The 25,143-nt window shown below is 67.9% G+C and carries 27 protein-coding genes; 10 read left to right on the top strand and 17 right to left on the bottom strand.

The annotated features are described in order from the left end of the window. Nucleotides 1–7 precede the first annotated feature (7 nt). Nucleotides 8–1,495 (bottom strand): hypothetical protein, encoded by a 1,488-nt coding sequence (locus CBM981_RS07075; protein ID WP_087067845.1) that lies wholly within the window; start codon nucleotides 1,493–1,495, stop codon nucleotides 8–10. A 177-nt stretch (nucleotides 1,496–1,672) separates the two neighbouring features. Here CBM981_RS07075 and CBM981_RS07080 point away from each other — a divergent pair, with 177 nt between their 5' ends. Continuing rightward, nucleotides 1,673–2,089 carry a hypothetical protein gene (locus tag CBM981_RS07080; RefSeq protein ID WP_087067846.1) on the top strand — a complete coding sequence of 139 codons (417 nt, stop codon included), beginning with the start codon at nucleotides 1,673–1,675 and terminating at the stop codon, nucleotides 2,087–2,089. Nucleotides 2,090–2,372: 283 nt separating this feature from the next. Here the strand turns inward: CBM981_RS07080 and CBM981_RS07085 are convergent, their stop codons facing one another. The 3 genes from CBM981_RS07085 to CBM981_RS07090 all read right to left on the bottom strand — a co-directional run bounded on the left by CBM981_RS07085 (nucleotide 2,373) and on the right by CBM981_RS07090 (nucleotide 4,466). Beyond that, the gene (locus CBM981_RS07085; RefSeq protein WP_172820843.1) at nucleotides 2,373–3,566 is read right to left on the bottom strand and encodes a phospholipase D-like domain-containing protein; all 1,194 of its coding nucleotides are present in this window, start codon (nucleotides 3,564–3,566) and stop codon (nucleotides 2,373–2,375) included. A gap of 130 nt (nucleotides 3,567–3,696) precedes the next feature. Beyond that, nucleotides 3,697–3,876 carry a hypothetical protein gene (locus CBM981_RS15610; RefSeq protein WP_172820844.1) on the bottom strand — a complete coding sequence of 60 codons (180 nt, stop codon included), beginning with the start codon at nucleotides 3,874–3,876 and terminating at the stop codon, nucleotides 3,697–3,699. 137 nt (nucleotides 3,877–4,013) lie between these two features. Further along, entirely contained in the window at nucleotides 4,014–4,466 is a 453-nt protein-coding gene (locus CBM981_RS07090) for an Hsp20/alpha crystallin family protein (RefSeq protein ID WP_087069261.1), read from the bottom strand. Between the two features lie 126 nt (nucleotides 4,467–4,592). Between CBM981_RS07090 and CBM981_RS07095 the strand changes: the two genes are divergently transcribed. The 3 genes from CBM981_RS07095 (at nucleotide 4,593) to arsJ (ending at nucleotide 7,654) form a co-directional block, all read left to right on the top strand. Next, on the top strand, nucleotides 4,593–5,258 hold the full coding sequence (locus CBM981_RS07095; protein ID WP_087067848.1) for an SDR family oxidoreductase: 666 nt from the start codon (nucleotides 4,593–4,595) through the stop codon (nucleotides 5,256–5,258). Between the two features lie 90 nt (nucleotides 5,259–5,348). Next, complete coding sequence (locus CBM981_RS07100) at nucleotides 5,349–6,374, top strand: ArsJ-associated glyceraldehyde-3-phosphate dehydrogenase (RefSeq protein WP_087067849.1); 1,026 nt, start codon at nucleotides 5,349–5,351, stop codon at nucleotides 6,372–6,374. Then, nucleotides 6,374–7,654, top strand: coding sequence for an organoarsenical effux MFS transporter ArsJ (arsJ, locus tag CBM981_RS07105; RefSeq protein ID WP_087067850.1), 1,281 nt, complete (start codon nucleotides 6,374–6,376; stop codon nucleotides 7,652–7,654). Before CBM981_RS07100 ends, arsJ begins: the two co-directional genes overlap by 1 nt. Here the strand turns inward: arsJ and CBM981_RS07110 are convergent. Next, the gene (locus CBM981_RS07110; protein WP_087067851.1) at nucleotides 7,651–8,679 is read right to left on the bottom strand and encodes a phosphate ABC transporter substrate-binding protein PstS family protein; all 1,029 of its coding nucleotides are present in this window, start codon (nucleotides 8,677–8,679) and stop codon (nucleotides 7,651–7,653) included. The genes arsJ and CBM981_RS07110 overlap by 4 nt on opposite strands. 149 nt (nucleotides 8,680–8,828) lie before the next feature. On the opposite strand from CBM981_RS07110, the gene CBM981_RS07115 reads away from it, so the two are divergent. Further along, nucleotides 8,829–9,023 (top strand): hypothetical protein, encoded by a 195-nt coding sequence (locus tag CBM981_RS07115; RefSeq protein ID WP_087067852.1) that lies wholly within the window; start codon nucleotides 8,829–8,831, stop codon nucleotides 9,021–9,023. Nucleotides 9,024–9,040: 17 nt separating this feature from the next. Here CBM981_RS07115 and CBM981_RS07120 read toward each other — a convergent pair whose 3' ends face one another. Then, nucleotides 9,041–10,519 (bottom strand): FAD-dependent oxidoreductase, encoded by a 1,479-nt coding sequence (locus CBM981_RS07120; RefSeq protein WP_087067853.1) that lies wholly within the window; start codon nucleotides 10,517–10,519, stop codon nucleotides 9,041–9,043. A 155-nt stretch (nucleotides 10,520–10,674) separates the two neighbouring features. Here CBM981_RS07120 and CBM981_RS07125 point away from each other — a divergent pair, with 155 nt between their 5' ends. Then, nucleotides 10,675–11,517 (top strand): lysophospholipid acyltransferase family protein, encoded by an 843-nt coding sequence (locus tag CBM981_RS07125; protein WP_087067854.1) that lies wholly within the window; start codon nucleotides 10,675–10,677, stop codon nucleotides 11,515–11,517. Nucleotides 11,518–11,712: 195 nt separating this feature from the next. Here the strand turns inward: CBM981_RS07125 and CBM981_RS07130 are convergent, their stop codons facing one another. Further along, nucleotides 11,713–12,552, bottom strand: a complete 840-nt coding sequence (locus CBM981_RS07130) for an MOSC domain-containing protein (protein WP_225867585.1) — start codon at nucleotides 12,550–12,552, stop codon at nucleotides 11,713–11,715. Between the two features lie 73 nt (nucleotides 12,553–12,625). Further along, a complete protein-coding gene (locus CBM981_RS16035) occupies nucleotides 12,626–12,760 on the bottom strand; it encodes a hypothetical protein (protein ID WP_255376848.1) in 135 nt (44 codons plus the stop codon). Between the two features lie 393 nt (nucleotides 12,761–13,153). Between CBM981_RS16035 and CBM981_RS07135 the strand changes: the two genes are divergently transcribed. Beyond that, on the top strand, nucleotides 13,154–13,657 hold the full coding sequence (locus CBM981_RS07135) for a hypothetical protein (RefSeq protein WP_369801675.1): 504 nt from the start codon (nucleotides 13,154–13,156) through the stop codon (nucleotides 13,655–13,657). Here CBM981_RS07135 and CBM981_RS07140 read toward each other — a convergent pair. From CBM981_RS07140 to CBM981_RS07170, 7 genes are all read right to left on the bottom strand, one after another. Next, a complete protein-coding gene (locus CBM981_RS07140) occupies nucleotides 13,652–15,157 on the bottom strand; it encodes a cytochrome P450 (protein ID WP_225867586.1) in 1,506 nt (501 codons plus the stop codon). The two genes, CBM981_RS07135 and CBM981_RS07140, sit on opposite strands and share 6 nt — an antisense overlap. Nucleotides 15,158–15,218: 61 nt before the next feature. Next, nucleotides 15,219–15,875 carry a hypothetical protein gene (locus CBM981_RS15700; protein WP_197686675.1) on the bottom strand — a complete coding sequence of 219 codons (657 nt, stop codon included), beginning with the start codon at nucleotides 15,873–15,875 and terminating at the stop codon, nucleotides 15,219–15,221. Between the two features lie 209 nt (nucleotides 15,876–16,084). After that, the gene (locus CBM981_RS16190) at nucleotides 16,085–16,549 is read right to left on the bottom strand and encodes a hypothetical protein (RefSeq protein WP_369801676.1); all 465 of its coding nucleotides are present in this window, start codon (nucleotides 16,547–16,549) and stop codon (nucleotides 16,085–16,087) included. 250 nt (nucleotides 16,550–16,799) lie between these two features. Beyond that, complete coding sequence (locus CBM981_RS07155) at nucleotides 16,800–18,209, bottom strand: hypothetical protein (protein ID WP_157665368.1); 1,410 nt, start codon at nucleotides 18,207–18,209, stop codon at nucleotides 16,800–16,802. 206 nt (nucleotides 18,210–18,415) lie between these two features. Further along, nucleotides 18,416–18,805, bottom strand: coding sequence for a DUF6632 domain-containing protein (locus CBM981_RS07160; protein ID WP_087067858.1), 390 nt, complete (start codon nucleotides 18,803–18,805; stop codon nucleotides 18,416–18,418). Nucleotides 18,806–18,871: 66 nt separating this feature from the next. After that, nucleotides 18,872–20,038, bottom strand: a complete 1,167-nt coding sequence (locus CBM981_RS07165) for an ABC transporter substrate-binding protein (protein WP_087067859.1) — start codon at nucleotides 20,036–20,038, stop codon at nucleotides 18,872–18,874. 53 nt (nucleotides 20,039–20,091) lie between these two features. Then, nucleotides 20,092–20,364: a hypothetical protein gene (locus CBM981_RS07170; protein WP_157665369.1), complete on the bottom strand. Its 273-nt coding sequence runs from the start codon at nucleotides 20,362–20,364 to the stop codon at nucleotides 20,092–20,094. A 182-nt stretch (nucleotides 20,365–20,546) separates the two neighbouring features. Here CBM981_RS07170 and CBM981_RS07175 point away from each other — a divergent pair, with 182 nt between their 5' ends. Next, nucleotides 20,547–21,242 carry a GAF domain-containing protein gene (locus CBM981_RS07175; RefSeq protein WP_087067861.1) on the top strand — a complete coding sequence of 232 codons (696 nt, stop codon included), beginning with the start codon at nucleotides 20,547–20,549 and terminating at the stop codon, nucleotides 21,240–21,242. Between the two features lie 68 nt (nucleotides 21,243–21,310). Next, on the top strand, nucleotides 21,311–21,733 hold the full coding sequence (locus tag CBM981_RS07180) for a lysozyme inhibitor LprI family protein (protein ID WP_087067862.1): 423 nt from the start codon (nucleotides 21,311–21,313) through the stop codon (nucleotides 21,731–21,733). A gap of 9 nt (nucleotides 21,734–21,742) precedes the next feature. Here the strand turns inward: CBM981_RS07180 and CBM981_RS07185 are convergent, their stop codons facing one another. Together CBM981_RS07185 and CBM981_RS07190 are read right to left on the bottom strand one after the other, a co-directional pair. Beyond that, the gene (locus CBM981_RS07185; RefSeq protein ID WP_087067863.1) at nucleotides 21,743–22,255 is read right to left on the bottom strand and encodes an ureidoglycolate lyase; all 513 of its coding nucleotides are present in this window, start codon (nucleotides 22,253–22,255) and stop codon (nucleotides 21,743–21,745) included. Continuing rightward, complete coding sequence (locus CBM981_RS07190) at nucleotides 22,248–23,336, bottom strand: DUF389 domain-containing protein (RefSeq protein ID WP_087067864.1); 1,089 nt, start codon at nucleotides 23,334–23,336, stop codon at nucleotides 22,248–22,250. The genes CBM981_RS07185 and CBM981_RS07190 overlap by 8 nt, the downstream gene beginning before the upstream one ends. Nucleotides 23,337–23,906: 570 nt before the next feature. Here CBM981_RS07190 and CBM981_RS07195 point away from each other — a divergent pair. Next, nucleotides 23,907–25,043 carry an IS5 family transposase gene (locus tag CBM981_RS07195; protein ID WP_087066680.1) on the top strand — a complete coding sequence of 379 codons (1,137 nt, stop codon included), beginning with the start codon at nucleotides 23,907–23,909 and terminating at the stop codon, nucleotides 25,041–25,043. The last annotated feature ends 100 nt before the right edge of the window (nucleotides 25,044–25,143 follow it).

Here is a 25,143-nt window from a genome sequence, read left to right on the forward strand (position 1 = left end):
CCGCGGCTTACTTGCCGAGCAGGGAAAACACCTGCACAACAAAGTCGATGGCCTGATCCACTTCGACGATATCGTGCAGCACAGCGATTGGATCCTGGCGCAGCGTGTCGTCACGCACAATCTGGTCCCAATCCAGTGCGGCCTGGTCAGGGCTCGAGCCACTCTGCTTGAAGGCCTTGAGAAACTCCGAGGCGATCACACCCTGCCCGATCACGGTGGGGTGAATTCCATCCAAACTGAAGATGCCACCGTCAGTGATCTCCCCTGAAGCATTCACCCGATAGAACTTGGTGTTCAGGGGAGGATAGAGCCACTGAAGCTCTGGGGGATACTCGAAGGTGGGCATGCCGCTGTTCCGCTTCCACGCCATCGTTGAGAGGGTGGTGGACAGGTCCACCAGCACATAGGCTTGCCTGCCCAGGGCAGCGTTCCTCTCGGCAACAAGCGATCTGATCGTTGCGTTGTAGTCGCCAATCACCTTGTCAATGAAGAGTGCATCCCTGAAACGAAGAAACTTGCTTTCATCCCGGATGGCCGTGGATTCATTCACGCCATAGTGCTTGTAGTATTGGAAATAACGAAACTGCTTGGCTGCCTGGCCCGGAGGAACCTGAGGATCATCAACCAACCGGGCCTCGCCGAATCCTTCGAGCATCGGAGCAATCGTGACCAGGGGAACTGTGCCCAGATACACCTTCCAGTCACTGGTCTGATTTTTCTTCAGCGCCGCCTCCACTTTCTTGAGCAGCAAGGTGTAATCGTGGGCGAAATCTCTGGGGTGCCACAGGTTGTACTTGGTTTCTTCCTCTGGATCGTGACGGGAACCCCGGGTGGCCGCCGTGCCGGGAGTCAGCCTGACCTCGAGGTCAAAGATGGTGCCGAGTGCATTGTTGGCACCTAGCCAGATGATGATGTTGTCCACACCCTCTGTTTCTGCCACACTCTGCAACCAGCGGACAGCGGAATAATCGTTGTACTTCCGCTTACAGGCAGGGTTGAGAACCCGATGGGCAGCTCTGTAGAAGGGGCTGCTGGCAATGGCAAGCCCGGCGTTGTTCCTCAGGCCATTGGGGTCCTGAAGGATTCGAGCTTCGCAGAGAGCCGGAGTGACCTCCCAGGCATCCGCAACCCGCATCCCCTCAACGGCACAGTTGTCCGTGAAATCATGGCCATACGCGGGGATCGGTTGACCCAAGGCGCCATCGCCACGTTCGTAATAATCTTCAGCCTTATCCAGAAATCTTGAAACATCGAAAAAGATCTTGATCCACTCCACGCCATCGATCGTGGTGCCATGCCTGCTCTGGATCAACCGGAAGATGGCCTCCAGATCACACTTCAGCTTCTCCGCTGGCCAGCGCAGGTAGCGGTAATCCTTACCCCCCAGGCCCAGGGCAGTGGCGAGGTAGGTGCTGTATGCATGCTCGGTGAAGGCCGTGCAGCCACTCCGGAAGCCCTGGGAGATGCTGTCGCCGATGGTGAAGAGTCGACCCATGGGCAGCCGTCTGGTGCTTCTCCTCAGCTATTAGCTCCAGCAGGAGCGACGTCGCCCCGGGCTTCGTGATTCGTATCCTTTCAATCCTCGCCCACGGGGCATCCTCGAGGTGGTGGGTGGCAGCCCAACGACCGCGTGCCTACACCGGAGAGGGAGCAGAGGCAACGCGGAACCGCCATGGCTGGAAACCTCGAGGCGATCACCAGGGACAAGCGCATCTTCGAAAGAGCAGCCGAGCGAGCTGCAGAGGCAGCCGGTCAGGCCCAGACCACAGGCGTTCACCATCAGGCGGAGGCCCACGCCTACCGGCTCTCCCAGGGCAGCTCCAATCCCGGGGAAAGGCAGCGCGGCAAGGAGCGTTTCTGCGGCTTTCTCACCTCCTTCCATGGCCAGTTACGCCAGGCTTACCAGGAGCACAGCAACGCGGTGACCAAGGGGAACCACTACTACTCCAACTGGAACGGACAGGTGTGGACCCGCCACTACTGGGCGATGGTGAAAGACCAGATCAGCAGCCTCGCCGAGGCTCAGAAAGGCCTCGATGCCCATGCCAGGGCCATCGCAACCGAAAGGCGGGCAGCAGGCTGCCGATGAATCCGTAGGTGCGCCGCCCGCATGCCCGCGGCCAGACCCGATGCGAGGAGAAGAAGTGTGAAGGCGCCACCGCCCAGCTCCCCTTGGCCCAACCGCCACGCCATAATCAGAACAACCGGCGTGACGTCGGCTGAAACTGGGTTGTCCAGCGCGGCTTCCTTGCGTTCAGAGGGGTGTGATCCTTAGGCTCTCCACCTCTCAGCCTTTCCACAGAACCAGTAGGCAGATGCTGTGCCTCTGGTTCTGCTTCTTTTTTTTGGCTGTCCATGGCTGTCAGGCCACCTCAATGCCTGGCGCTGGGTCGGTAGCGATCCAGCCGAGCCCAGATCCGCCGGAAGTCAGCCTCAAAGGCACGGCATAGCTTGGCATCGTAATTGAACAACACACGGTTCTCCGCGTGGCGTTTCAACGAATCCGTTGTGAAGTTGGCGGTTCCGCTCACCACGGTGTTGCTGGCCGGATGAACCACATACTTCTGGTGCATGAAGCGCTGCCCGGTCTTGATCGTGATCTGCAGATCGCGGTGGCGCCCCATCTCCCGCAGAAAACCAGCGCTGGTTCGGCGATCCGTGAGCACTTGAATCCGAACGCCTCGGCGTGCCGCATCGAGCAGGGCGCTGAATTCCGCCACGCGGCGCGAGAAGGCGAACATCGCCACAAGCAATCTCTCCCCCTGCAGGGCACGGTGGATCACATCCAGCGAGAGAACAGTCATGGAAAGAGGCACCGACTTCACCCGTCCCGACGGCTTGGTGAGGTCGAAACGCTGGGCGTGATTGATCGCCGCCATGCCATGGGTTGGCGTCGACGAGTCGCAGGCGCGAAAACTGAAGGCAATGCGGGTGTCCTGCTCGATCAGTTCATGCTGCCCCAGATCATCCAACAGATGGGGAGGAAGACGTCCCCGATCACCGAAGGCCTCCATCGCGATGCTCTGGGGCGCCGTGGAGGGCCGCTTTGTGTACATGCTGAGGATGTGGGCGGCCGCTTCCTGGCTCCGCTGCGATGAGAGGCTGGCCGCGGGAGAGCACCAGAGTTCCCGGAACTCCAGTTCATACCGCACCATCACCGCACGCCTGGACGGCTGATCATCGCGCAGAACCAGCAGATTCTCGTAGCTCTGCTGGGCGGCACGCGCCGTCCAGTTGTAACTGCCAAAGGCCAGAAGTACCGGCCTGCCGCTCCTGTTCACCGAGAGCATCTTGTGATGCAGCAGGCCCCGGCTCGCCTTGTACGACCACTTCAGGGACTGCGTATCGGCATCGTAGAGATAGGGCTGATCTTTTTTGAACCGCACCTCCAGATTGGGAAGGGACAGCCGCAGAACGCTCTGGATCAGGCGCCCGGAACCCGGTCCCCCCTGGCACCAATCGCAGAGGATGCGCAGGGAGAGCAGCGGACAATCTCTGGCCAGCTCCAGCAGAGCCGCGGCCAGCAGCTGATCCGTGATCGAAAACAGCGTGATGTGCACATCCACCACCTCACCCCCCATGGCCAGCCGCCGGGCATACCCCAGGGCATCCAGGATGGCTTGCCGTGGCGTGCAGCTGGACGCGTCGGAGGTGAAGTGGGCCTGAACGCCGATCGCCTGAGGGTCTGCTGGAACCTCAGGGGGCGTAGTCCTCATCGTCCTCGAACAGTTTGGTGATGAGGTAGCCGACGCCATAACCCACCGCACCGGCCGCGGCTCCCCCCGCAGCACCCACCGGACCAAAGAAAGACCCAGCCAGGGCACCGGTGACGACAACAGTGCCGAAAGCAGCACCGTGAGCTTGCCCTTCCGTCATTGCCATTCCTGTCAACACTCCATGTTGACCTTGGGCCTGGAATCTGTCACTAAGGCAAGCTCTTGGGGGCCCATCATTCCATCTGCCCCGCGCCTACCGGGAGGGCAGGCGTGGGGCAGACAGGCCGATAGAACGCACTACTGCACCGGAATCTGCACCGGATCAGCACCGGGGGCAGGGCCCTTGCGGGGCACCGTCACGGTGAGCTGGCCATCGCTGGCGCTGGCACTCATCGCGTCGGCATCGGCATCCTCGGGGAGATGGAAGCTGCGGCTGAAGCTGCCGTAGCTGCGCTCCACGCGGTGCATGCGCTCGCTCTCGTGCTTCTGCTCCTGGTGCCGTTCGCCCTGGATGGTGAGCACGCCGTCCTGCAGGGTCACCTTGAGGTCGTCCTTGCGGACGCCGGGAATGTCGGCCCGCACCTCATAGCCCTGGTCGGATTCGGAGATGTCCACCCGCGGGTGCCAGTCCTGCAGGGCCGTGCCCGCCAGGGGCAAGCTGCTGCGGCCGAAGGGCCAGGGCAGCGAGAGGGTGTAGCGGTCGAAGAGATCTTCGACGTCTCTGAGGGATTCGCGTTTCAAGAGCGCCATGGTGCTGACCTCCTGGGTTGAACAACTGGGAAGGAGGGGCAGCAGGCTCATGGCCCCTCCTGTTTCGACTATCCATCCGCCCCCCTGTGATGGGAAGGTGCGGGAGGCCGTCCTCCCCACCCCGCCATGGCGACAACCCTGATCACCGGTGCCAACCGCGGCATCGGCACCGAATACTGCCGCCAGCTGCAGGCCCGGGGCGACACGGTGATCGCGGTGTGCCGCACCCCCTCCCCCGAGCTGGAGAGCCTGGGGGTGCGGATCGAGCCGGGGGTGGACATCACCTCCCCTGAAGCCATCGCCGATCTGGTTCGGCGCCTCGACGGCCTGCCGCTGGATCTGGTGATCCACAACGCCGGCATCCTGGAGCGCACCAGCCTGGAGAACCTCGATCCGGAGAGCCTCCGGCGCCAGTTCGCGGTGAATGCCCTGGGGCCGCTGCAGCTCAGCCGCGCCCTGCTGCCCCAGCTGCATCCGGGCGCGAAGCTGGTGCTGATGACCAGCCGCATGGGCTCGATCGCCGACAACAGCTCCGGCGGCTCCTACGGCTACCGGATGTCGAAGGTGGCCCTTTGCATGGCCGGCAAGTCGCTGGCGATCGACCTGAAGCCCCGCGGCATCGCCGTGGCGATCCTGCACCCGGGGCTGGTGCGCACCCGCATGACCGGCTTCACCCCCCAGGGGATCCCTCCGGAAGAGGCGGTGCGGGGCCTGCTGCAGCGCATCGACGGGCTCAGCCTGGAGAACAGCGGCACCTTCTGGCACGCCAATGGCGAGGTGCTGCCCTGGTGAGGCCGCGCCTGAACCAGCCCAGCCCTTAACCCCGCCCTAACACTCATCAACTCTTCTTGATGAGACACTGACTGCAGCGGCGGGCTGGGCATGAAGGTGGGCATCAACGGCTTCGGCCGCATCGGCCGGCTCGTGTTCCGAGCCCTGTGGGGTCGGCCCGGCATCGAGCTGGTGCACGTGAACGACAGGGCCGGCGATGCGGCTGCCGCCGCCCACCTGCTGGCCTTCGACTCGGTGCACGGCCGCTGGGAGCACGCCGTGATTGCCGCTGCCCACGGATTCCAGGTGGACGCCCAGGCGATCAGCTATTCCCAGGCCGACGACCCGGCGCTGGTGCCCTGGCGCCAGCTGGGGGTGGAGCTGGTGCTGGAGTGCAGCGGCAAGCTCAAGACCCCCGAAACCCTCGAGCCCTACATCGCCGATCTGGGGGTGGAGCGGGTGGTCGTGGCCTGCCCGGTGAAGGGCGCCGTGGCCGGCGCGGAGGTGCTGAACATCGTGTTCGGCATCAACCACGGGCTCTACGACCCGAGCCGCCACCGGGTGATCACGGCCGCCTCCTGCACCACCAACTGCCTGGCGCCGGTGGTGCAAGTGGTGCACGAATCCTTCGGCATCCGCCACGGCTCGATCACCACCCTGCACGATGTGACCAACACCCAGGTGGTGGTGGATGGCTTCAAGGCCGACCTGCGCCGGGCCCGCTCCTGCCTGCACAGCCTGATCCCCACCAGCACCGGCTCGGCCCGGGCGATCGGCCTGATCTTCCCCGAACTGCAGGGCAGGCTCAACGGCCACGCGGTGCGGGTGCCGCTGCTCAACGCCTCCCTCACCGACGCGGTGTTCGAGCTGGAGCGGCCCGTGAGCGCCGAGGCGGTGAACGCCGCCTTCCAGGCGGCGGCCGAGGGCCCGCTGCGGGGAATCCTCGGCTACGAAACCCGGCCCCTGGTGTCGGTGGATTTCGTCAACGACAGCCGCAGCGCGGTGGTGGACGCCCCCTCCACGCTGGTGGTGAACAGCACCCAGCTGAAGGTCTACGCCTGGTACGACAACGAGTGGGGCTACAGCTGCCGCCTGGCCGATCTGGCCTGCCACGTGGCCGCGGCGGAGGGCAAGTGATGGCCCTGCTCAGCCAGCGGCAGCCCCTGAGCGCGCTGCAGCAGTACGCGATCGTGACGGCCAACTACTGGGCCTTCACCCTCACCGACGGCGCCCTGCGGATGCTGGTGGTGTTCCACTTCCACCAGCTGGGCTACAGCACCCTCGAGATCGCCTTCCTGTTTCTCTTCTACGAGTTCTTCGGCATCGTCACCAACCTCTACGGCGGCTGGCTGGGGGCCCGCTTCGGGCTGCGCCTCACCCTGTGGAGCGGCACCCTGCTGCAGGTGGCCGCCCTGCTGCTGCTGATCCCGGTGGCGGACAGCTGGCCGAAGTGGTGGAGCGTGGCCTACGTGATGGTGGCCCAGGCGATCAGCGGCATCGCCAAGGACCTCAACAAGATGAGCGCCAAGAGCGCCATCAAGACGGTGGTGCCGGAAACCCCCGACGACCACAGCCGCGGCGAGACCCAGCTGTTCCAGTGGGTGGCGATCCTCACCGGCTCCAAGAACGCCCTCAAGGGGGTGGGGTTCTTTCTGGGCGGCGTGCTGCTCACCACGCTCGGTTTCAACGCCGCCGTGGGGGCGATGGCGGCCGGGCTGTTTCTGGCCTTCCTGCTCACGCTGGTGCTGCCCGGCGACCTCGGCCGCATGAAGCGCAAGCCCGCCTTCACCGCCCTGTTCTCCAAATCCCGGGGCATCAACGTGCTGTCGCTGGCCCGCTTCTTTCTCTTCGGCGCCCGCGATGTGTGGTTCGTGGTGGCCCTGCCGGTGTTCCTGCAGGCCGCCCTGGGCTGGCGCTACTGGGAGGTGGGCGGCTTCATGGGTCTGTGGGTGATCGGCTACGGGATCGTGCAGGGCGCCGTGCCGGCCCTGCGCCGCTGCTGGGGCCAGAGCGGCCCGCCCGGTGTGGCCGCCGTGCAGTTCTGGAGTGCCGTGCTCACCGCCATTCCGGCCCTGATCGCCATCAGCCTCTGGCGCCAGGTGGGCCATCCCGGCATCGCCGTGGTGGTGGGTCTGGCGGCCTTCGGGGTGGTGTTCGCCATGAATTCCTCGATCCACAGCTACATGGTGCTGGCCTACACCGACGCCGAATCGGTGAGCCTCAACGTGGGCTTCTACTACATGGCCAACGCCGCCGGCCGGCTGGTGGGCACCCTGCTCTCCGGGGCCCTGTTCCTGGTGGGAGGCCTGCAGGCCTGCCTCTGGTGCTCGGCGCTGCAGGTGGCCCTGGCCTGGGCGGCGGGCACCCGGCTGCCAGTGCCGCCCCGGCAGGGGCTTGGCCAGGGGCTTGCAGCCTAGCGGAACTCGGGCTTGCGGGTGTCGTCGAAGCTGCGCCGCAGGGCGGCCTCGATGCCCAGACCCACCGGCAGATCCCCACCGAAGGAGGTGCCGAGGATGGGGCGGTAGAGCTTGGATTCCACCAGCCGGTAGGTGTCGGCCGGCAGGGGGATGAAACCCGCCTGTTCCACGAAGCGCAGGCCGTTGCCCACGGTGTAGCCCACGAAGCTGCGGATCTCGTCATCGGCACGCATGGCCCGGTCGTTCACGTAGAGGAACAGCGGCCGTGCGAGCGGCTTGTAGAGGCCCTTCTGCACCGCGCTCACCGAGGGTGGCACCGGCTCCCTCCCCGGGGCGGCAATGGACAGGGCCCTGATCCGCGCGGCATTGGCGGTGTAGTAGGCGATGCCGAAATAGGCCATGGCGTTGGGATCGCGGGCCACGCACTCCACGAGCACCGTGTCGTCTTCGCTGCTCTCCACATCGGTGCGGGCGTTGGTCTTGCCGCCATTGATCGCCTCGTTGAAGTAGTCGAAGGTGCCGGAATCCGCTCCCGGCGCACAGAGACGCAGCGGACGGTCGGGCCAGGCGTTGTTGATCTGGCCCCAGCGCGTCACCCGGCCCTGCGCCGGCCGCGACCAGGTGCGCTGCAACTCCTGGGTGGAGATGGAGGTTGCCCAGCTGTTGTCGCTGTTCACCGCCACCGTGAGCGCATCGAAAGCCAGGGGCAGTTCGATGAAGGTGATGCCGGTGTCGGCACAGGCCTGGAGCTCCTCGGTGCTGATCGGGCGTGAGGCATTGGCGAGCGGGGCCTCGCCCGAACAGAAGGCCCGCAGGCCGGCGCTGGTGCCCACCTCGCTGAGCTCCAGCTTCACGCCGCGGCCGCGGGCGGTGGCGCCGTAGCCGGCGATAGCCCGCTCGAGAATCGGAAACACGGTGCTGGAGCCGGTGATCCGGATGGGGCTGGCCTGGGGCTTGGGCGCGGGAGCACAGGCGGCCAGCAGCGCAGCCAGCAGCGGCAGGGCACCGGCAAGGGGGATGGCCATCGGAGTCGGAGCGACCCGGAGGCCTCCAGCCTGACCCATCAACTTGCGTTGTTGGTTAAGGGATGGTGGAGCCGCCTCCCAGCGGATACAAAGCGCATCAGGGCCAGGTCTGATGATGCCCGCCAGTGAACAGAGGAGCCCCGATCCCGATGAGCCCTCTCTTCGCGTGTGCCGGCTGCGGCGTGCAGATCGAGCGCTCCGTTCGCCTCTACCGCCAGCAGAAGGGCCGCGTGTTCTGCTCCACGTGCATCGACCGGCAGGAGGCTGAGCGCCAGCAGGCTGGGCTCCAGCCGCGGCCGGAGGCCGGCGGAGGGGATGGGGCAGGCAACGCAGGTCGCCCCTGACCCTCCGCAGCGAAGGCTCAGCTTCCGGTGGCCAGCTGCTCCAGCACCGCCGCGGCCGCCTCCTCGCCGCTGCGCACCGCGCCCTCGAAGAAGCCCGGCCAGCGTTCCGCCACCTCGGTGCCCGCCCAGAACACCCGGCCATGGGGGCGGCGCAGCGCATCGCCGCAGCGGGTCCAGAGCCCCGGCGGCATCCAGCCGGCGAAGGCCCCGCCCACGTGGGGCACGGCCGGCCAGTCCTTCGCCACATAGGCCAGGGGAGTGCGGGCCTGCGGGCCCAGATAGGCGGCCAGGTCAGCGAGCACCGCCTGCCGCCGTTCCCCCTCCTCCAGGGCCGCCCAGCGTCGATAGCGGTGTCCGGCCACGAAGGCGGCCAGCACGCCGCAGCCGCTCTCCGGGTCGGAGCTGTCGGCGCAGAGCTCCACCGTGGGGCGATCGCCGATGGCGATGCCCGAGAGACCCAGCTGCCGCCACCAGGGCCTGCCGTACACCAGCAGCACCTTGGCGCAGGCGCCCATCGGCATGGCCCGCTGCAGCTCCAGGCGGTCGGCCGGCAGCTCCGGCGTGAACGCGAGCCGCGCCGCCATGGCCGGCGGCATCGCCACGATCACGGCGCGGCAGGTGTGGCGCGCCCGATCGGTGTGCACCACCACGGGATGGTCCAGCGCCGCCGCCGCCCGGTTTCCAGGGGGGCTGGCGTGCTGCTCGATGGCGCGCACCGGCTCGCCCAGGCGCACCACCCCCTCCCCCAGCTGTGCCTTCAGCAGAGGGGGCAGCTGGCCGGCGCCGCCGTGCAGCAGCTCCTGCTCCGGGTGCTCGCCCTGGGGGGCGGTGCGCTGGCCCCAGAGCACGTGCAGCAGTGACACCTGCGCGGGCTCGGCTGGGCCGAGGAAGCCCACGGCGCGGCAGAAGTAGGCGAAATACCAGGCGGCGAAGGGGGTGTGGGTGTGGGCGTCGATCCAGTGCTGGAAGCTCTGCCGGTCGAGGGCGGCGGCGGCGGGATGGTGGTGGGGATGCCCCACGGGCAGCTGGGCCACCAGCGCCTGGAACTGCTCCAGGGCGGCCATGGCGTCGGCCCAGTCGGCGCTGGGCACGGCGGGGGGCTGGCCCTCGGGGAACCCCTGGAAGAAGCCGGCGAACGTGCAGCGGCTGCCGCCGAACACCAGCACCGTGTCACCGGTATGGGGCGACGCGAAGCGGCGGATGCCGTGGCGATCGAGCAGGGCGAGAACGCGGGTCTGGGTGGGGCCGACCCACTGGCCGCCCAGATCGACCCAGGGGCTGGAGCCCTGCAAGGCCGTGCCAGCCAGCACCAGCCGCTGACCGGTCATGCGCCCGCCCAGCACCTCGGCAGCCTCGATCAGCCGCACCGAGCGGCCCGCCTGCTGCACTGCCCCGGCGGCCACCAGACCGGAGAGCCCACCTCCCACCACCACCACATCCACGGGTTCCGCCAGAGGCCGTTCCCTCTGTGACCGCTCCAGCAGTGGCTGCGTCATCGATCCAGCCATCCCGTCGCCGGGTGCTTCCAGAGTGCCCAGTGTGGGGGGTATCCCGGCCACCGGCCCCTCTTCCCACCCCAACCGCCAACCTCTCCATCGCGCCCCTCTCCATCGCGCCCCTCGATCCACCCGGCCCGCCGCCGACGCCCCCGATGCCCCCACTCCCCCCACCGGCGCTCCACCGCGACCCCCGCGTGATCCAGCGGCTGATGCCCGTGTGGGAGTGGTTCTACCGCCACTACTTCCGGGTGCGCACCAGTGGCTGGGAGCACATCCCCAGCCAGGGGCAGGTGCTGCTGGTGGGCTCCCACAACGGCGGTCTGGCAACGCCCGATCTGCCCATGTTCCTGGTGGACTGGGTGCGGCGCTACGGCGTGGAGCGGGAGGTGTACGGCCTGGCCCACGTCAAGCTGTGGAGCGCCTTCCCCCGCCTCGCCGCGCTGGCGGCCCGGGTGGGCGCCGTGCCCTTCCACCCGCGCCAGGCCCTGGCCGTGCTGGGGCAGGGCCACAGCCTGCTGGTGTACCCCGGCGGCGGCGAGGATGCCTTCCGGCCGCATCGCCAGCGGGATCGGATCCATTTCGGCGGGCGCACCGGCTTCATCCGCCTGGCCCTGTGGCGGGAACTGCCGTTGATCCCGCTGATCTCCTGGGGCGCCCACGACACCCTGCTGGTGCTGGACGACTGCACCGCCCAGGCCCGGCGCCTCCACGACCTGGGCATGCCCTGGCTGCTGGGCATCGACCCGGAGGTCGTTCCCCTCTATCTCGGCCTGCCGTGGGGGCTCGGCGTGGGTCCGCTGCCCAACCTGCCCCTGCCCGTGCCGATCCACACGCGGGTGTGCGCACCGGTGGTGTTCCCGCGAACCGGCTATGCCGCCAGCCGCGACCGGAGCTACGTGCGAGCCTGCTACCAGCAGGTGGTGGCCCACATGCAGGCCGAACTGGATCGGCTGGCGCAGACCGTCCGCCAGGGTGGGGGCGTGTGCAGCTGGTGATGCCGCTGGAGGCGATGAACGCGCAGCTGCCCCAGCTGAAGGCGAGGTGGACCGCCGGGGGCGACACCGAGGCGGCACTGCAGGAACTGCAGGCCCTGGCGTCCCGGGTCTGGAGCGTCTCGATCGCCAAGTACGAACCGGTGAGCTTCACGCCCCTGCCCAGCCCGTGGGCGGGCCCTGAGCAACGTTCTGCACTCAGCAGAGCAGCACCGGATCCCCCAGCGCCACCGAGCCGGGCTGCAGCACCGAGAGGCGCATCCCCGCCACCACCTGGTTGTGGCGCGCCGTGGCCCGCAGGATCTCGATCTCCTGGGGCAGGTCGCCCTGGGCGAGGGTGGTGACCACGCAGCGGGGGCAGCCGCCGTCCACCCGAAGCAGCACCTCACGGCCCAGCCGCAGGGTATGGCCGCTCCAGGCCTCCTCCACGAACCCCTCGGCCGGGCCGCTGGGGCGGATCAGCAGGTTGGGGCGGAACCGCTCCACGGCGAAATCGAGCTGGGGCTCCCTCCGCCGCAGCTCCTCCAGGGTGGCCGTGGTGAGGGCATGGATCGGGCAGGCATCGAAGAACGTGCCCTCCGGCAGCGGCAGTTCGTTCACCACGTTCTGGAACTGCCGCTCCTTCACATCAGGCCAGTACTGATCCAGGCTGGCCCCGGCCGGAGCCTGGTTCAGCAGGCTCACCTGTCGGCCCATCAGGCCGGTGAGGGCGGCGTCGATGCCGGAGTCGCCGCTGTGCAGGGGGGCGGCCGTCTCGCGGCCGGCGATGGCCACAGGCGGCATGGGCTCTCCGGGCTGCGGAGGCGAGAGAAACTGGGCACGGAAGTGGAGCAGCGCCTTCCACACCAGGGGATTCTTGGCACTGGCCACCCGCTGGGTGGCATGGTCCCAGAGGGCGTAGGCCCGATCGCCGCAGATGCCGCCGGCGGTCACATCAACCTGCGGGGGCTGCTCCCCCAGCATGGATTTCACCGGATAGCGCCAGAGCGCCTCCACATGGCCCACCAGCTGTTCGGCCATGCCGCTCAAGATCTCCACCGCTCGGAACGGCCATTCAAGGGGCAGACGCCCTGGAAGAAGGTTCGGAGCTCACAGCGGCGCGACGAGGGCTTCACCGATTCACCAAACCGCAGCGCATCCCCCCGAGCACGGCCTGCAGGTGGTTGTGCACCCCCGGGGTGCGCAGGAACGGGCGGCCGTTCATGGTCAGGGCCAGGTGCCCATCGGCTTCCGGGGAAACCGTCATTCATCGGCGCCACCTGCCTGCAAACCAGTGAGGTCTGGGGTGAGGATGGGGTCGATCAGGCTGCAGTGGATGGTGATGCTGTCGGCCACGCCGCCCCACCCTCCGGCTCCATCACACGCTTGAGCACAACGTCGAGAGGCGCTGGGTCCCGAACCCGACGCGGCAGAGCGGCTTGCCAACCTGAGCCTGCAGATTGTGCGCTTGATGTTGTTGAAGGAGTGTCCCGTTTTGGGCGGCAGGCGGAATGCACAAAGTCCGAAAACGGGGGGAATGGCGGGCCTCAAGCTCACCGATCGCCGGTGTGGTTGTGGAGGCGGAGACTTCAGTCGACATCAAGCCGGCCGTTGACATCAAACCGGCCGTTGACATCCGCAGGGGTCGATCACCACACCCATGGCCCAGCACTTGGCCAAGCCTGTCGAATCCAGCCGTCCACCCGTCCATGGGCACATCCCGGTGAGCCTGGTGCTGCATCAGGGTGAAGGTGTGTTTGTTGGTCTCTCCATGGCGGAAGCGCCCTACCTGATCGCCCTGGCCTTCCTGGAACAGAACGGCAGCCGGGCCCTGCCGCTGGGGGGCCGATCGCTCAGCGCCGCCGCCGATCGCGAGGATCCCGGCGAGGAGGGCCATGGCCTGGCGCTCGAGCTGCTGCTGCGCATCTGGCAGCGCAGCGATGGGGGGCCGCTGCGGCGTGCCGCCGGCGACGCCAGCCTGCTGCTCGTGGTGATGCCGATGGAGGCGATGAACGCGCAGCTGCCCCAGCTGAAGGCGAGGTGGATCGCCGGGGGCGACACCGAGGCGGCACTGCAGGAGCTCCGGGCCCTGGCGTCCAGGGTCTGGAGCGTCTCGATCGCCAAGTACGAACCGGTGAGCTTCCGGCCTTACCCCGGCTCATGACCACGCTGCTGATCCCTCCGCCGCTCCCCGGCGCCGGATGCGCACGGGCATGCCGTCGGCGGGATAGATCAGCAGGTTCTGCCGCTGGTTCTCCAGCGACGCCGCGCCGTTGACCAGCTCCCAGGTGTAGTGGCGCAGCAGCTGGGCCAGCATCACCGTGGCCTCCAGCATCGCCAGATGTTCCCCGATGCAGCGGTGGGCGCCGGAGCCGAAGTCGATCATCGGGGGGGCAGGAGTGTCAGCCCCCCCCTGCTGCCAGCGTTCCGGCAGGAACTCCAGCGGCCTGGGGTAGGCCTGGGGATCCCGCCCGGCCCCCAGCATCGACCAGAGCAGCGTGGTGCCCACCGGCACCCTGCCGAGCCCGTCGAGGTTGATCGCCTTCACCACCTGCAGGGACGTGGATCCGGAGGCCACCGAAAACAGGCGCAGCGTCTCCTTGATCACCCCCCGCACCAGATCCAGGGCACCGATGCAGGCCGGCGTCAGGCCGCCATGGCGCTCCCAGGCCCGATCCACCTCCTGCCTCACCCGGGCCAGAACGTCGGGCTGGAGGGCCAGGCAGCCGGCGGCGAAGGAGAGGGTATGGGCGGTGGTGTCGGTGCCGGCGATCAGGAATTCAATGGCCTCAGCGGTGAGGGCGTCCTGGTCGTAGCGGGGCTCCTTGGCCGCCATCCGCACCAGCAGGCACTGGCGGAACCCGGGGGTGAGGCCCGCGTCGTCGCCGGCGTTCCCATCCCGCAGGCGCAGGGCGAGGGCCACCCGGGGAGCGAGCAGATCCTCCAGCTGCCGGCGGGCATCCCAGTACCGGCGCGAGGCGCGGGTGGGAACGAACTTCATCCAGCGGCTCTCGCCGGTGGCCAGCCGCAGAAACCGGTACCCCAGCACGCCCATGGCCTGATAGGTGCGGGCCACATCCAGCGGCGGGCCTTCCGGACTCTCCGCCCCGGGCCGCAGGGGGATGCCCAGCAGCAGGGCGGCGATGACGCGCATCGCCATCTCCACGAAGAGAGGATCCAGGGGGATCGCCTGTGCTGCCGGCGCCTGCGCAAGCCGCTCCAGAACCTGGGCGCTGGCCTGCTGGAGCAGCGGCAGATGGGCGGCGATGCTGGCGGCGGTGAACTCGGGATTCCAGGCCCGGCGGCGCCACTGCCAGGCCGGCCCGTCCTCACCGATCAGGATCGGGCCGCGCATGTCATTCCAGGCCCGCCGTGTGCCGGGGGAGCGGATCAGGCAGCCGGAGCGCATGCCCTGCACGATGGTGGTCTCGATCAGGGCCGGGCGGCTGAGCACCAGCACGGGCCTGCCGGCCCAGTACACATACGCCGGTCCATACGTCTCGCTCCAGACATGGAGGAGCTGGAAGAAGCGCTTCTGGCGCACGGCTGCCAGCACCGCCGGGATGTGGCCGAGCAGGGGCACCCCCGGCGGTGAGGGGAGCTGGCGCAGGGGAGCGAAGTGCCGGCGCCGGCGCCAGGCCCCCCAGGCCAGAAGGCCCGCCACTGCCACAGGCAACGCAGGCAGCAGCCATGGCGCCTGGGTCAGCACGGCAGCCAGGAGCAGGTCATGGTCTGACGGGCCGGCTGCAGATCCAGGCGAGCCTGGCCGGTGACTGTGGATCCGGCGTGCCGGTGTAGGCGACCCAGGCTCCCGCCGGATCCTGCACCTCCAGACGTTGATCGGCGCAGCGGGCCCGCATCCGGCGCTCCCGCACCTGCCAGGCAGGCCCGTTCGCCGGACGCTGCAGCAGCACCACCGCCTGGAAGGCCACCAGCGGGCCGGCGGCGTCGGCAGCGGGAACCAGATCGGCCAGGTATTCACCGGCGCGGAGATCGGGCCGATCGACGGCCCGCACGAAGATCCAGCTCCGGCGGGCCAGCCCCTCGGGCGGCCCCTGCCGCAGCAGGGAGGCCCGCACCGACGCCCAGGCTGCCGGTTCCGCCGGGGGCGACCACGGCGCCGCTGCCGCGGGCTCCGGCTGGGCCCGAGCCACAGCCGGCAGCAGGCCCGCGACCAGCGCCAGGCTGAGCGCCCCCAGCAGGCTGGCCCCATCGCCGCGCGAGCTGCCGCCGTGCCTGCAGGCGAGGGTGGGCGGGTGTGTGGCGGCGAGCTTCCCGCTCAGGAAGCCGCACGCATCAGGCTCCACAGGGGAGAAGGCGATGTGGCGGAGGCTGCCCGCCGGCAGCACCCTGGCGAGCGCTTCGCGCACCAACGGAAGCATGCTGCGGGGTCCGGGGTGGAACAACAGGGGCCCATCATCCCGGATCAGGACCTGGTTGAAGCAGCAACCGCGTCGTCTCCGGCTTGAGGCCGTCCTCCCGCACGGTCGGGGATGTCGGCCATCACGCCGGTGCGGCTGACGTGGCTGGGATCACGAAAGGGACGGCACTGGATGCCCAGCCGCCCGAACGGCCATGGCGAGTGCCGGGGTCAGCGCAGCAGTGCTCCCAGGCCGATCTGCTGCAGGATCCCCTGGCCGGAAACGGCCTCGACCAGCACCCCGATCACGAAGCCGAGCATGGCGAGGCGCCCGTTGAGCAGCTCGGCACGGCGGTGGAAACCCCAGCCGCTGTCGCTCTCCGCACTGGCCCTGTACATCTTCGGTTCAATCACCTTGGGATCGAGCAGTTGCGAATCCTCGGAATCCCACATGCCTCCCTCAGACTCCGCATAGTTTCTCACTTTTTTTGGCTGCGTTGCTTGGGTCATGACGATCATCTCCGCTGATGAAATTGTTGGAATTGGGCCCGAATCACCGGCCTGAACAAAAAGAAGAGCAGCGAAGCGATCCCCGATGGCCTCCCTGACCATGGCAATCGCCGCTGAATCCAATGGCGGATGCCAGACGCGTTGGCTTGGACACGCGCTGGGTTGAACACCCAATGGATTGAACACGCGATGGATTCAATACGCGATGGATTCGATACGCGTTGAACCGGATCTGTTCCTGCTTCTTCTCCCTGGCATCAACATAGACGGCATTTCCCGGATCGACTGAAATCCAACCGGCGCCATGCAGCCCGGGACGGATGACCGCCTGTCGATTTCAGCGCCGGCGGCCGTTTCTCACCGCTGGGGGTACGGAGATCCGTCCGGCAGGTCGAGGGGCCGCCCAGAGAGCCACTCCCTGCTGGCCAACAGGCCGTCAGGCAATGAAGAGCGCAATGCCGGAGGGAGACTGATCGCGGTTCCCCGTGCCGTCATAGGCCGCCGCACTGACGTTGTAAGCACCCGGATAGCCCGTGGCATCCCAGGACCAGATCCACGTGCCGTCTGCCTCGAGCAGGGCCTGATTCTCCACCCGCGTCGGGGTGAAGGCCTGGATGGCGCCGTTCCAGTATTCATAGGGCACCGAACTGTTGCCGGTGGAGCGCGCCACGGTGACACGTACCTCCACTGGAGCGAAGTTGTCGGAGGCCGTGCCCTCGATCTCCACGATCCCCTGGGGCAGGGTGTCGCTGCTGAGTGGACGGACGATCACGGTGTCAGGGCGAATGGTGTCGCCGACCGGGATGGTGGAGAAGGGCACGACGACGGTCTCTCCCCTGGAACGTGGGAAGAGGCGGGCGATGCGGGGCGTGAAGCTGGCCTGGTAGGAGCCTGAACCGCCCAGGGCGGCAGCCTGAAGCACATCGAAGCTGAACGACCAGGCGGAGCGCCAGCTGAGGCTGTCATCAATACTGGCCTCGGCTGGCGAGGCGGTCGTCGACCAGTCGTTTTGCGCGGCGTCCCAGCGGGTGCCGCGCTCCAGGTCTTCCACCACCACCTCCAGGCGCACCGATCCGTGGTTGCGGTTGCGCACGAAGCCCAGAAACTCAACCGACGCCGCCTGGCCCTGGGAGCCGGGCTGGGGAGCGAGCACATCCACCGCGGGCGGACCGAAGTCAGCCAGGAAGGTGCGTGTCTGCTCGCTGAGGTTGGCCGCCGCGTCCCAGGCGGCCACCTCCAGGAGATAGGAGCCTGACCCGAACGCACCGCCAAGGAAGCGGTACGACCAGCTCTCCCCCTGCACTGGCACCTCGATCGACACCCGCCGATCGCGCCACCAGCCGGCCGGATCCCACCACAGTCCACTGACGCGGTCCTGAACTGCGATCCGCAGGCCCAGCAGGTTGTCGCCGGGATCCCTCACGCTTCCCCGGATCCGGGCCACCGGGATGGCCGCCACGCCTCCGGCCACTGGGGACTCGATGGTCACCACCGGCTCGCGGCTGTCGATACTGAAGCTGGCCTGCGCGGTCGCCGTGCGGATGGGTCCCAGGGTGCGCCTGGCCTTCAGCTCCACCTGGACGCTGTACTCCCCATCGGGGAACAGGGCCAGGTCCAGCTGGCGGCTGTTGGGCACGGCCGTGACCCAGGACGCCGAGCGGAACACACCGGGCATGGATGCCCAGCTGAAGGCCGACTCCCCGGTGTCGGGATCGATGGGGCCGCCGCAGTCCCAGAAGCGGGCCTCGGAGGTGAACGATTCCGATGGGGGATGCCAGAAGAGCCCGGTGGCGAGCTGCTCGATCCGCCAGCCCAGCCCCAGGAGTGTCGGGATTGCGGGAGTCAAGGGGCTCATGGAGGCGGAGTAGGTCCCGCTGAAGACCGTGCGACTCCGGGGTTGGAGCACCGCATCGGGTGCAGGCACGTCGATGGAGAGGCTGAGTTGCATCGCGCACCTGCCGCACAGGGGACCCCGCCCGGTTCCCCAGACGCGATGGCTTCAACGTAGTCATTCCCGCGGTCGCCGCCCTCGCGATCACGGGGCAGCGGCCGTCAGCCCCGGGCAGGGCTCACCGCGGGACGGTTCAGCACCAGCAGCAGCACTCCCACCACGATCAGGGCCGGGATGTCGCCGAACAGGTTGGCCTGCTCCATCGGATCGCGCAGGGCCTGCACCAGCATCACCAGGCCATGCACCAGGCTCGACCAGCCGGCGAAACCGATCAGGCTGCGGTGCTCGGCCGGCGCCCGGGCGGCCAGCAGCAGGAACACCCCCAGCACGGCGAAGGTGGCGAGGATCATCTGCTCGTATTCGGCCTGGCGCGGCATCCACATGAAGCCATCGGGCCAGAGCACCGTGAGCGGATAGAGGCCGAAGGTGTACACAAGGCCCACGGCGATCAGGGCGATCCGCAGGGCCCTGTCCGGGTTGGGGGCGTTCATGGGTCCTGCCTCCTGGAGCTGCGGTCCGCCGGGTGACCCATTCCTTAGCCACTGCCACGCCGGGCGTCAGCGGTTCGGGCTGCCGGCCGGCTCGATGGCCTGCTGCCGCAGGGCGCTCACCACGCCCTGGCGCTTGAGGGCGCTGATCGCCCGGTCAATCCGGGCGGCGGTGGCCGCCGGCAGGGCCGGGGAGAAGACGAACGCCTGGGATTCGGGGCGGATCCCCTGCAGAGCCAGGGTGGGCCGGGCGCCCTGCAGCGGCGCGTGAATCAGCAGATAGCGCAGCTGCAGGGTGTCGCCCAGCAGAGCATCGAGGCGGCGGGACACCAACAGATCCATGCCCGAGCGGAGGTTGGCCAGGGGCACGACCGTGACCTTCGCACCGCGGCCGCCGGCATTGAGCTCCTGCAGCAGCGCCTCGCTCACGGTGCCGCCCCGCACCCCCACCCGCAGACCACGCAGATCGCCCTCGGAGCGGATCCGGGCAGCGGGGGTGCCCTGCACCTGGCGGGCCACGTTCACGGTGAGGTAGCCCACCAGCAGCGAGGCGGACACGATCCGCACCAGATAGGCCAGCAGCACGATGGCGTTGCCACGGCTGGTGGTCGCCACGGTGTTGCTGCCGGGCCCGGTGGCGAGCACCTGGAACAGGGCGATGAAGCTGCGCCGGCGACCCCGGCTCAGGGTCTGGGGCTGGGCGGGGTAGTGCTCCACGCGCCAGGTGAGCAGGGCCAGCAGCCCGATCGCCGCCAGGTAGCCACCCAGCAGCTGCAGCAGGGTGGGGGTGAACAGCGCCAGCAGGAAGGAGCGGCCCAGGTCCAGGCGGCTCTGCAGCACCATCACCGCCAGCCCGTCCTCCTGAAAAGGCAGGCTGAAGCGGTACCGCGCCAGGCGGTCGGGCGACACGTTGATGCAGCCCACCGCCACATCGAGCGCGCCGTTGCGGCTGGCCTCCAACATCGCCTGCACCGACGGCCACCCCGAGAGCACAGAGGGGAGCTGCTCACGGGTGGCGATCCGGCTCCACAGCTCCACGGACAGGCCGCGCCAGTCGCCGGCTTCGCGGTAGCTGCAGGGGGGCGCCCCATCCACCACCCCCACCCGCAGCACCGGTGGCGGCGACGCCACCCGATTCTCCGGCTCCACCGCAGCGGCACGGGGGGGCAGAGCCGCGGGCATGACCAGGAGCAAGGCCAGAGGGGTGACCAGCGCCAGCAGTCCGCGGGATGCCATCGCGGAAGTCTGCCCGAACCGCAGGGCCCCGTTCCCAGAGCCGAGGCTCCTGGCTAGCTGTCGTGATGGCGGATCTGCTCGATGGCGCTGTCGTGCAGGCGCTGCTCGTGGTCGCGCCGGGCCGCCCACACCTGCTCCTGGTGGGCCGCGTTGGCGGTGCCCTCGGGGTGCTGGTGCTCGCTCACCTCGGCGAGCTCGGGGCGGTAGGCCCTGTGCTCCTCCTCGTGGTGCCGGGCCCAGGCCACGAATTCAGGGCTGGCCTGAGCGCGGGTGGGGGAGCCGTCCGGGGAGCCGTCTGGAGTGCCGTCAGACGTGGCTTCAGTCATGGGTTCGGTCATCGCCGCTGCAGGGATTACCTCGTCTTCAACGTAGACAGCACCGTCCGGCGGGCGCCACGGCCCGGCATGAGGAGATGTGAACCCCTGCAAGGCGCCCCCCAGGGCCCTCCCTACGTTTGAGCCGGCCTCTCCAGCCCATGGTTCAGCCTTCCCGCCCCGGTGCGCCCAGCATGCGCCCGACTGTGGCTCCCCGCGAGCAGGCCCGCCTGGAGGCGCTGAAGGGGTACCGCGTTCTCGATACGGCCCCCGAGCAGTCGTACGACGACATCACCTTGCTGGCCACCCAGCTCTGCTCCGTGCCGATCGCCTTGATCAGCCTGGTGGATGCCGAGCGTCAGTGGTTCAAATCCAGGGTGGGCGTGGATGTGAGCGAAACGAGCCGGGATGTGTCGTTCTGCGCCCACGCCATCCAGGGCGAGGAGCCCCTCGTGGTGCGGGACGCCCGTGAGGACGAACGCTTCCGGGACAACCCCCTGGTGACCCGTGCCCCCCACATCGTGTTCTATGCCGGGGTGCCCCTGTGCACCCCGGATGGCTTCAGGATCGGCACCCTCTGCGTGATCGATCACCAGCCCCGGGACCTCAGCGACGCGCAACTCCGCTCCCTGGAGGCGCTGGCCCGGCAGGTGGTGCTGCAGCTGGAACTGAAACGGGTGTCCGATCAGCTCGCCGGCGCCCTCCAGCGCATCGATGTGATGGAGGCGCTGATCCCGATCTGCTCCTACTGCAAGGGCATCCGCAACGACGAGGGCTACTGGGGAACCGTGGAAGCGTTCATCAAGAGCCACGACAACGTCGAGTTCTCCCACGGCGTGTGCGAGGCCTGCATGGCGAAGCACTTCCCGGAGGTGCCGCCGCTGCCGTGAGCCCCTGCGGCAGAAATCCGGCGGGCCTACCGGTACCAGAGGATGGCAGCAACGTCTCGACCCACACGATGGTCCAGCCCTGGCCCATGCTGCTGGCTCTGCTGGCGGCCCCGCTACTGCCTCTGCAGGGGGTGGCCCGGGCGGCGGAGACTCCGTGCAGCGATGCCCAGTCCACGGTGGAGGCAACCCGCTGCCTGATCCAGGTCCTTGAGGCCGTGGACCGGAGTCTTGAGACGGCCCTCATGGGCGTCGCCACGGAGGCCGCCGGCGTACCCAGCGATACCTTTCAGAGCCTCTGGCGCGACAACCTCACGAACTTCTACCGCACAAGTGCGGACCCGAAGGAGCAGGCCGAGGCCTTCCGCAGTGAACGCCGAAAGGTATGCGGCTACGCCAAGTCGATGGCATTCCAGGGCACCGGCTACGGCATCTTCACCACCAGCTGCGAGATCGAGCTCACGGAAACCTTGCTCAAGCAGTTCGCCCCCTGAGCTGCAACGTCAGTGGCGGCCCACCGCCGCGTCGCTGACCACAACGCAGCGGCCGCTGCCTCCGATCGGCAACAGGGTGCGGTCGTCGAGGTTGGTGGTGCGGGATTCCAGGTTGAGGAACACCCGCTCGCCCGGCCCCTCGAACAGCGGTCCGGCATGCCAGGTGCCCGGATGCAGCACCACCAGCCGGCGCGACGGGATGCGGAAGGCGTGCAGATCGGTGGCGGGATCGAAGGGGCGATCGGCGGGATGGTCGGGCCGGGCCACCACCAGGAACCAGTCAGGGCTGTCGATGGCACCGAGTGCCTGGCTCACCAGCCGATGACGGGCGAGCTCGGACAGCGCCAGGCCCCGCGGCGGCAGCGTCATCAGATAAAGGCGGGGCGGACCGCCGCGGAAGTGAAGCTCCGCATCCCCCGGCTGCCAGGGATCGGCATCGGGCTGAGGCTGGATCACAAAGCCGAACGGCGCGAAGGCCGCTGGCGTGAGCGTGGAGGCGATCAGATCTTGGAGATCACCCATCCTGTCGGACGGCCTCCGGCAACGGCGGCAGCTCCGGCGGAGGCAGCACCTCCAGTTCGGGGGGATTGGGAGCGGTTTCCGGGCCGATCAGGTCCACCGCGGTGCGTTGCACCATCAGCCGGAAGCGCAGGGGGGCCTGTTTCCTGTTGATGAAGTCCTGCACCGCCGCCACCTGGCTGGACGTGGGCAGCTTGGGATCGGTGACCCGCACCTGGGCCCGGATCAGCGGTGGATTCTGCTGCCAGTCGATGGAAATCCCCGCCAGATCAATGGCGGGATCGCCGCCGAGGGTGATGGTGCTGCTGCGCAGCTGCTGTTCGATCACGGTCTCCAGCTGCTGAGCCTTCGTTTCCAGCCGGTAGCGATCCACCAGGCGAAAGAAGCTTGTCCCGAGGGGGATCACCAGCAGAGCGGTGAGGGCCACGCTGGTGACACCGAGGCGGCTGTGGAACAGGCGGCGCCGATACACCCGCTCGAGGGTGGCCAGGGCCGCCATCGCGCCCACCATGATCCCCAGCAGGTTGGTGGTGAAGAGCAGCAGGGCCCCGTAGGCCTGGGCCCAGTACGACGAGGCCAGCAGGATTCCCACCACGCACATCGGCGGCACCAGGGCCACGGCGATCGCCAGCCCGGCCAGGGCCGAGATCGCTTCTTTGCGGAGTTTGGCGAACATCGCCACTGCGCCGGCCACCAGGGCCACACCCAGATCCAGCAGGTTGGGGCTGGTGCGGTTCATCACCTCGCTGCCGAAGCTGGGGAAGGCCACCAGATGGCCCACCCCCATGGCCAGGAGCACGCAGATCACCACCCCCAGCAGCAGGGTGCGCAGGGCCCGCAGAAACATCGGCAGCCGCCCCCGCAGGATCTCGAAGGCCATCGCCTGCAGGGGCAGGATCCAGGGGGCGACCACCATGGCGCCGATCACCACCCCGGGGCTGTTGGCCAGCAGACCCAGGGTGGCGATCAGGGTGGCCCCCACCGTGAGCACCACGAACACCAGATTGAAGCTGGCCTCGTGCTCGAATTCCAGCCGGAGGGCCTCGAGGCGGAGGTCGTCGGGCGACACAGTGGTGCTGTTCACGATGGAGCCGGATGGGCGGAGCCGGATGGGCGGAGCCGGATGGGCGGAGCCGGATGGGTGGAGCTTTCGCCAACCACGCCAGCAACACTCGGTGATTATGGCCAGCGGATCACGGGCTAATCCCCGAAGCAAGTCACAACACGTAGGGCTTGCCGCCCTACTCGCAGGTTGACGAACGTACAGACCCCGATACAGGGCAGGAGCCTGATCATGGTGCGCCAGGCCTACTGACAGATCCAGTTTCCTCTGGGAAGCACCTGATCCCCAGGAGGTATGGGATCCCACGGGGGCATGTTGTCTACCGCTTCACCAATCCCTTCGGTGGAGCGGCTGAGCGCCCGTTTCGGCCCCCACCCGCACCGATGTCCACGCAGACAGCAATGGCACCCCATCCTATGTAGCCACAGCCTGGCCTTCCTTCCCGTCGGCCTTGGTGTGCAACAGAGCGCGGGTCGCGAACTTCGCCTGGAAGAGAGGGTCCTTCGGGCAGTCTGGATTCCCTGGATTCTCTAGGAGTTCGCTGAAAAACCCGCCCACCCCTGCGAAAATGGAGTATCCGCCTCAGGCTTGATGCGTGGTCAGCAGGAGCGCACAGGCTCACTGTTCTCCTACGTCTCGATCGAGGAGCGGATTCCGGCCGGCCATCCGCTGCGGCGGATTCGCAAGCTGGCGGATCAGGCTCTCGATCGCCTCAATCCCACCTTCTGCCATCTCTATGCCTCAGAAGGCAGGCCATCGATACCGCCTGAGCAATTGCTGCTGGCCTCACTGCTGCAGGCGTTCTACGGGATCCGTTCGGAGCGCCTGCTGCTGGAGCAGCTCGACTACAACCTGCTGTTCCGCTGGTTTGTGGGCTTGAGTCCTGACGATCCGATCTGGCATCCGACCACGTTCACCAAGAATCGTGAGCGGCTGCTCAACGAGCAGTTGATGGGCCGGTTCCTGGAGAAGCTGATGGCGGCACCGGAGGTGAAACCGCTGCTCAGCAATGAACACTTCTCCGTCGATGGCACCCTGCTCCAAGCCTGGGCCTCACATGCCTCCCTGGAGCGAATCGACGGAGAGGATGACCCGCCGCCTCCGCCATCAGGCCCTGGCGAGGGATTCGGGGCGGCCAAGGATGGCAGGAAGCGGGCCAAGGGCGACTTCCGCGGGGTGCGTCTCAGCAACAAGACCCATCGCTCCGGCACGGATCCCGACGCTCTTCTGGCCCGCAAGTCGAATGTTCACCCGGCCCTGCCCAGCTACCGGGGGCATGTGCTCATGGACAACCGCCATGCCCTGGTGGTGGATTGCCGGGTGACCCAGGCTGACGGCTACGGCGAACGGGATGCGGCCAAGGAGATGGCCGCCGATCTCCCCGGGCACCACCAGAAAACCATCGGTGCTGACAAGAACTACGACACCCATGGATTCGTCGCAGAGATGCGACGGATCGGCGTTACCCCGCATGTCGCCCAGAACGCAGGACGCTCCGGCGGCTCCGCCATCGATGGCCGCACCACTCGCCATGAGGGCTATGCCAAGTCGATCCATGCACGCCGCGGCATCGAGAAGGTTTTCGGCTGGATCAAGCAGTTCGGCGGCCTGCGCCAGTTCAAGCTGCGCGGCCAGGCCAATGTCAGTGCCATGTTCGGACTGCATGTGATCGCCTACAACCTGATCCGCCTGAGCAACCTGCTCAGGCCTGTGGAGGCGATGGCATGAACAGGCCGTTCTCCAGAGATGGGAGCCTGCGAGGAGATTCAGCGTCGAGCGAGGTACCAATCCCGAGGATCAGGGACTCACAGCGAGCCTGAGTCATTCC

It is taken from the genome of Cyanobium sp. NIES-981 (assembly GCF_900088535.1).
GTDB lineage: Bacteria > Cyanobacteriota > Cyanobacteriia > PCC-6307 > Cyanobiaceae > NIES-981.

What these genes read in the sequence shown, in the direction of transcription:
- CBM981_RS07120 (WP_087067853.1), bottom strand. Translation starts at nt 10,519, where the DNA reads ATGACGCAGCCACTGCTGGAGCGGTCACAGAGGGAACGGCCTCTGGCG.
- CBM981_RS07115 (WP_087067852.1), top strand. Translation starts at nt 8,829, where the DNA reads ATGAGCCCTCTCTTCGCGTGTGCCGGCTGCGGCGTGCAGATCGAGCGC.
- CBM981_RS07165 (WP_087067859.1), bottom strand. Translation starts at nt 20,038, where the DNA reads ATGGCATCCCGCGGACTGCTGGCGCTGGTCACCCCTCTGGCCTTGCTC.
- CBM981_RS07075 (WP_087067845.1), bottom strand. Translation starts at nt 1,495, where the DNA reads ATGGGTCGACTCTTCACCATCGGCGACAGCATCTCCCAGGGCTTCCGG.
- CBM981_RS15700 (WP_197686675.1), bottom strand. Translation starts at nt 15,875, where the DNA reads ATGCTTCCGTTGGTGCGCGAAGCGCTCGCCAGGGTGCTGCCGGCGGGC.
- CBM981_RS07080 (WP_087067846.1), top strand. Translation starts at nt 1,673, where the DNA reads ATGGCTGGAAACCTCGAGGCGATCACCAGGGACAAGCGCATCTTCGAA.
- CBM981_RS07185 (WP_087067863.1), bottom strand. Translation starts at nt 22,255, where the DNA reads ATGGGTGATCTCCAAGATCTGATCGCCTCCACGCTCACGCCAGCGGCC.
- CBM981_RS07135 (WP_369801675.1), top strand. Translation starts at nt 13,154, where the DNA reads ATGGCCCAGCACTTGGCCAAGCCTGTCGAATCCAGCCGTCCACCCGTC.
- CBM981_RS07095 (WP_087067848.1), top strand. Translation starts at nt 4,593, where the DNA reads ATGGCGACAACCCTGATCACCGGTGCCAACCGCGGCATCGGCACCGAA.
- CBM981_RS07175 (WP_087067861.1), top strand. Translation starts at nt 20,547, where the DNA reads ATGCGCCCGACTGTGGCTCCCCGCGAGCAGGCCCGCCTGGAGGCGCTG.
- CBM981_RS07195 (WP_087066680.1), top strand. Translation starts at nt 23,907, where the DNA reads ATGCGTGGTCAGCAGGAGCGCACAGGCTCACTGTTCTCCTACGTCTCG.
- CBM981_RS07160 (WP_087067858.1), bottom strand. Translation starts at nt 18,805, where the DNA reads ATGAACGCCCCCAACCCGGACAGGGCCCTGCGGATCGCCCTGATCGCC.
- CBM981_RS07180 (WP_087067862.1), top strand. Translation starts at nt 21,311, where the DNA reads ATGGTCCAGCCCTGGCCCATGCTGCTGGCTCTGCTGGCGGCCCCGCTA.
- CBM981_RS07100 (WP_087067849.1), top strand. Translation starts at nt 5,349, where the DNA reads ATGAAGGTGGGCATCAACGGCTTCGGCCGCATCGGCCGGCTCGTGTTC.
- CBM981_RS15610 (WP_172820844.1), bottom strand. Translation starts at nt 3,876, where the DNA reads ATGACGGAAGGGCAAGCTCACGGTGCTGCTTTCGGCACTGTTGTCGTC.
- CBM981_RS16035 (WP_255376848.1), bottom strand. Translation starts at nt 12,760, where the DNA reads ATGACGGTTTCCCCGGAAGCCGATGGGCACCTGGCCCTGACCATGAAC.
- CBM981_RS07110 (WP_087067851.1), bottom strand. Translation starts at nt 8,679, where the DNA reads ATGGCCATCCCCCTTGCCGGTGCCCTGCCGCTGCTGGCTGCGCTGCTG.
- CBM981_RS07170 (WP_157665369.1), bottom strand. Translation starts at nt 20,364, where the DNA reads ATGACTGAAGCCACGTCTGACGGCACTCCAGACGGCTCCCCGGACGGC.
- arsJ (WP_087067850.1), top strand. Translation starts at nt 6,374, where the DNA reads ATGGCCCTGCTCAGCCAGCGGCAGCCCCTGAGCGCGCTGCAGCAGTAC.
- CBM981_RS07090 (WP_087069261.1), bottom strand. Translation starts at nt 4,466, where the DNA reads ATGGCGCTCTTGAAACGCGAATCCCTCAGAGACGTCGAAGATCTCTTC.
- CBM981_RS07125 (WP_087067854.1), top strand. Translation starts at nt 10,675, where the DNA reads ATGCCCCCACTCCCCCCACCGGCGCTCCACCGCGACCCCCGCGTGATC.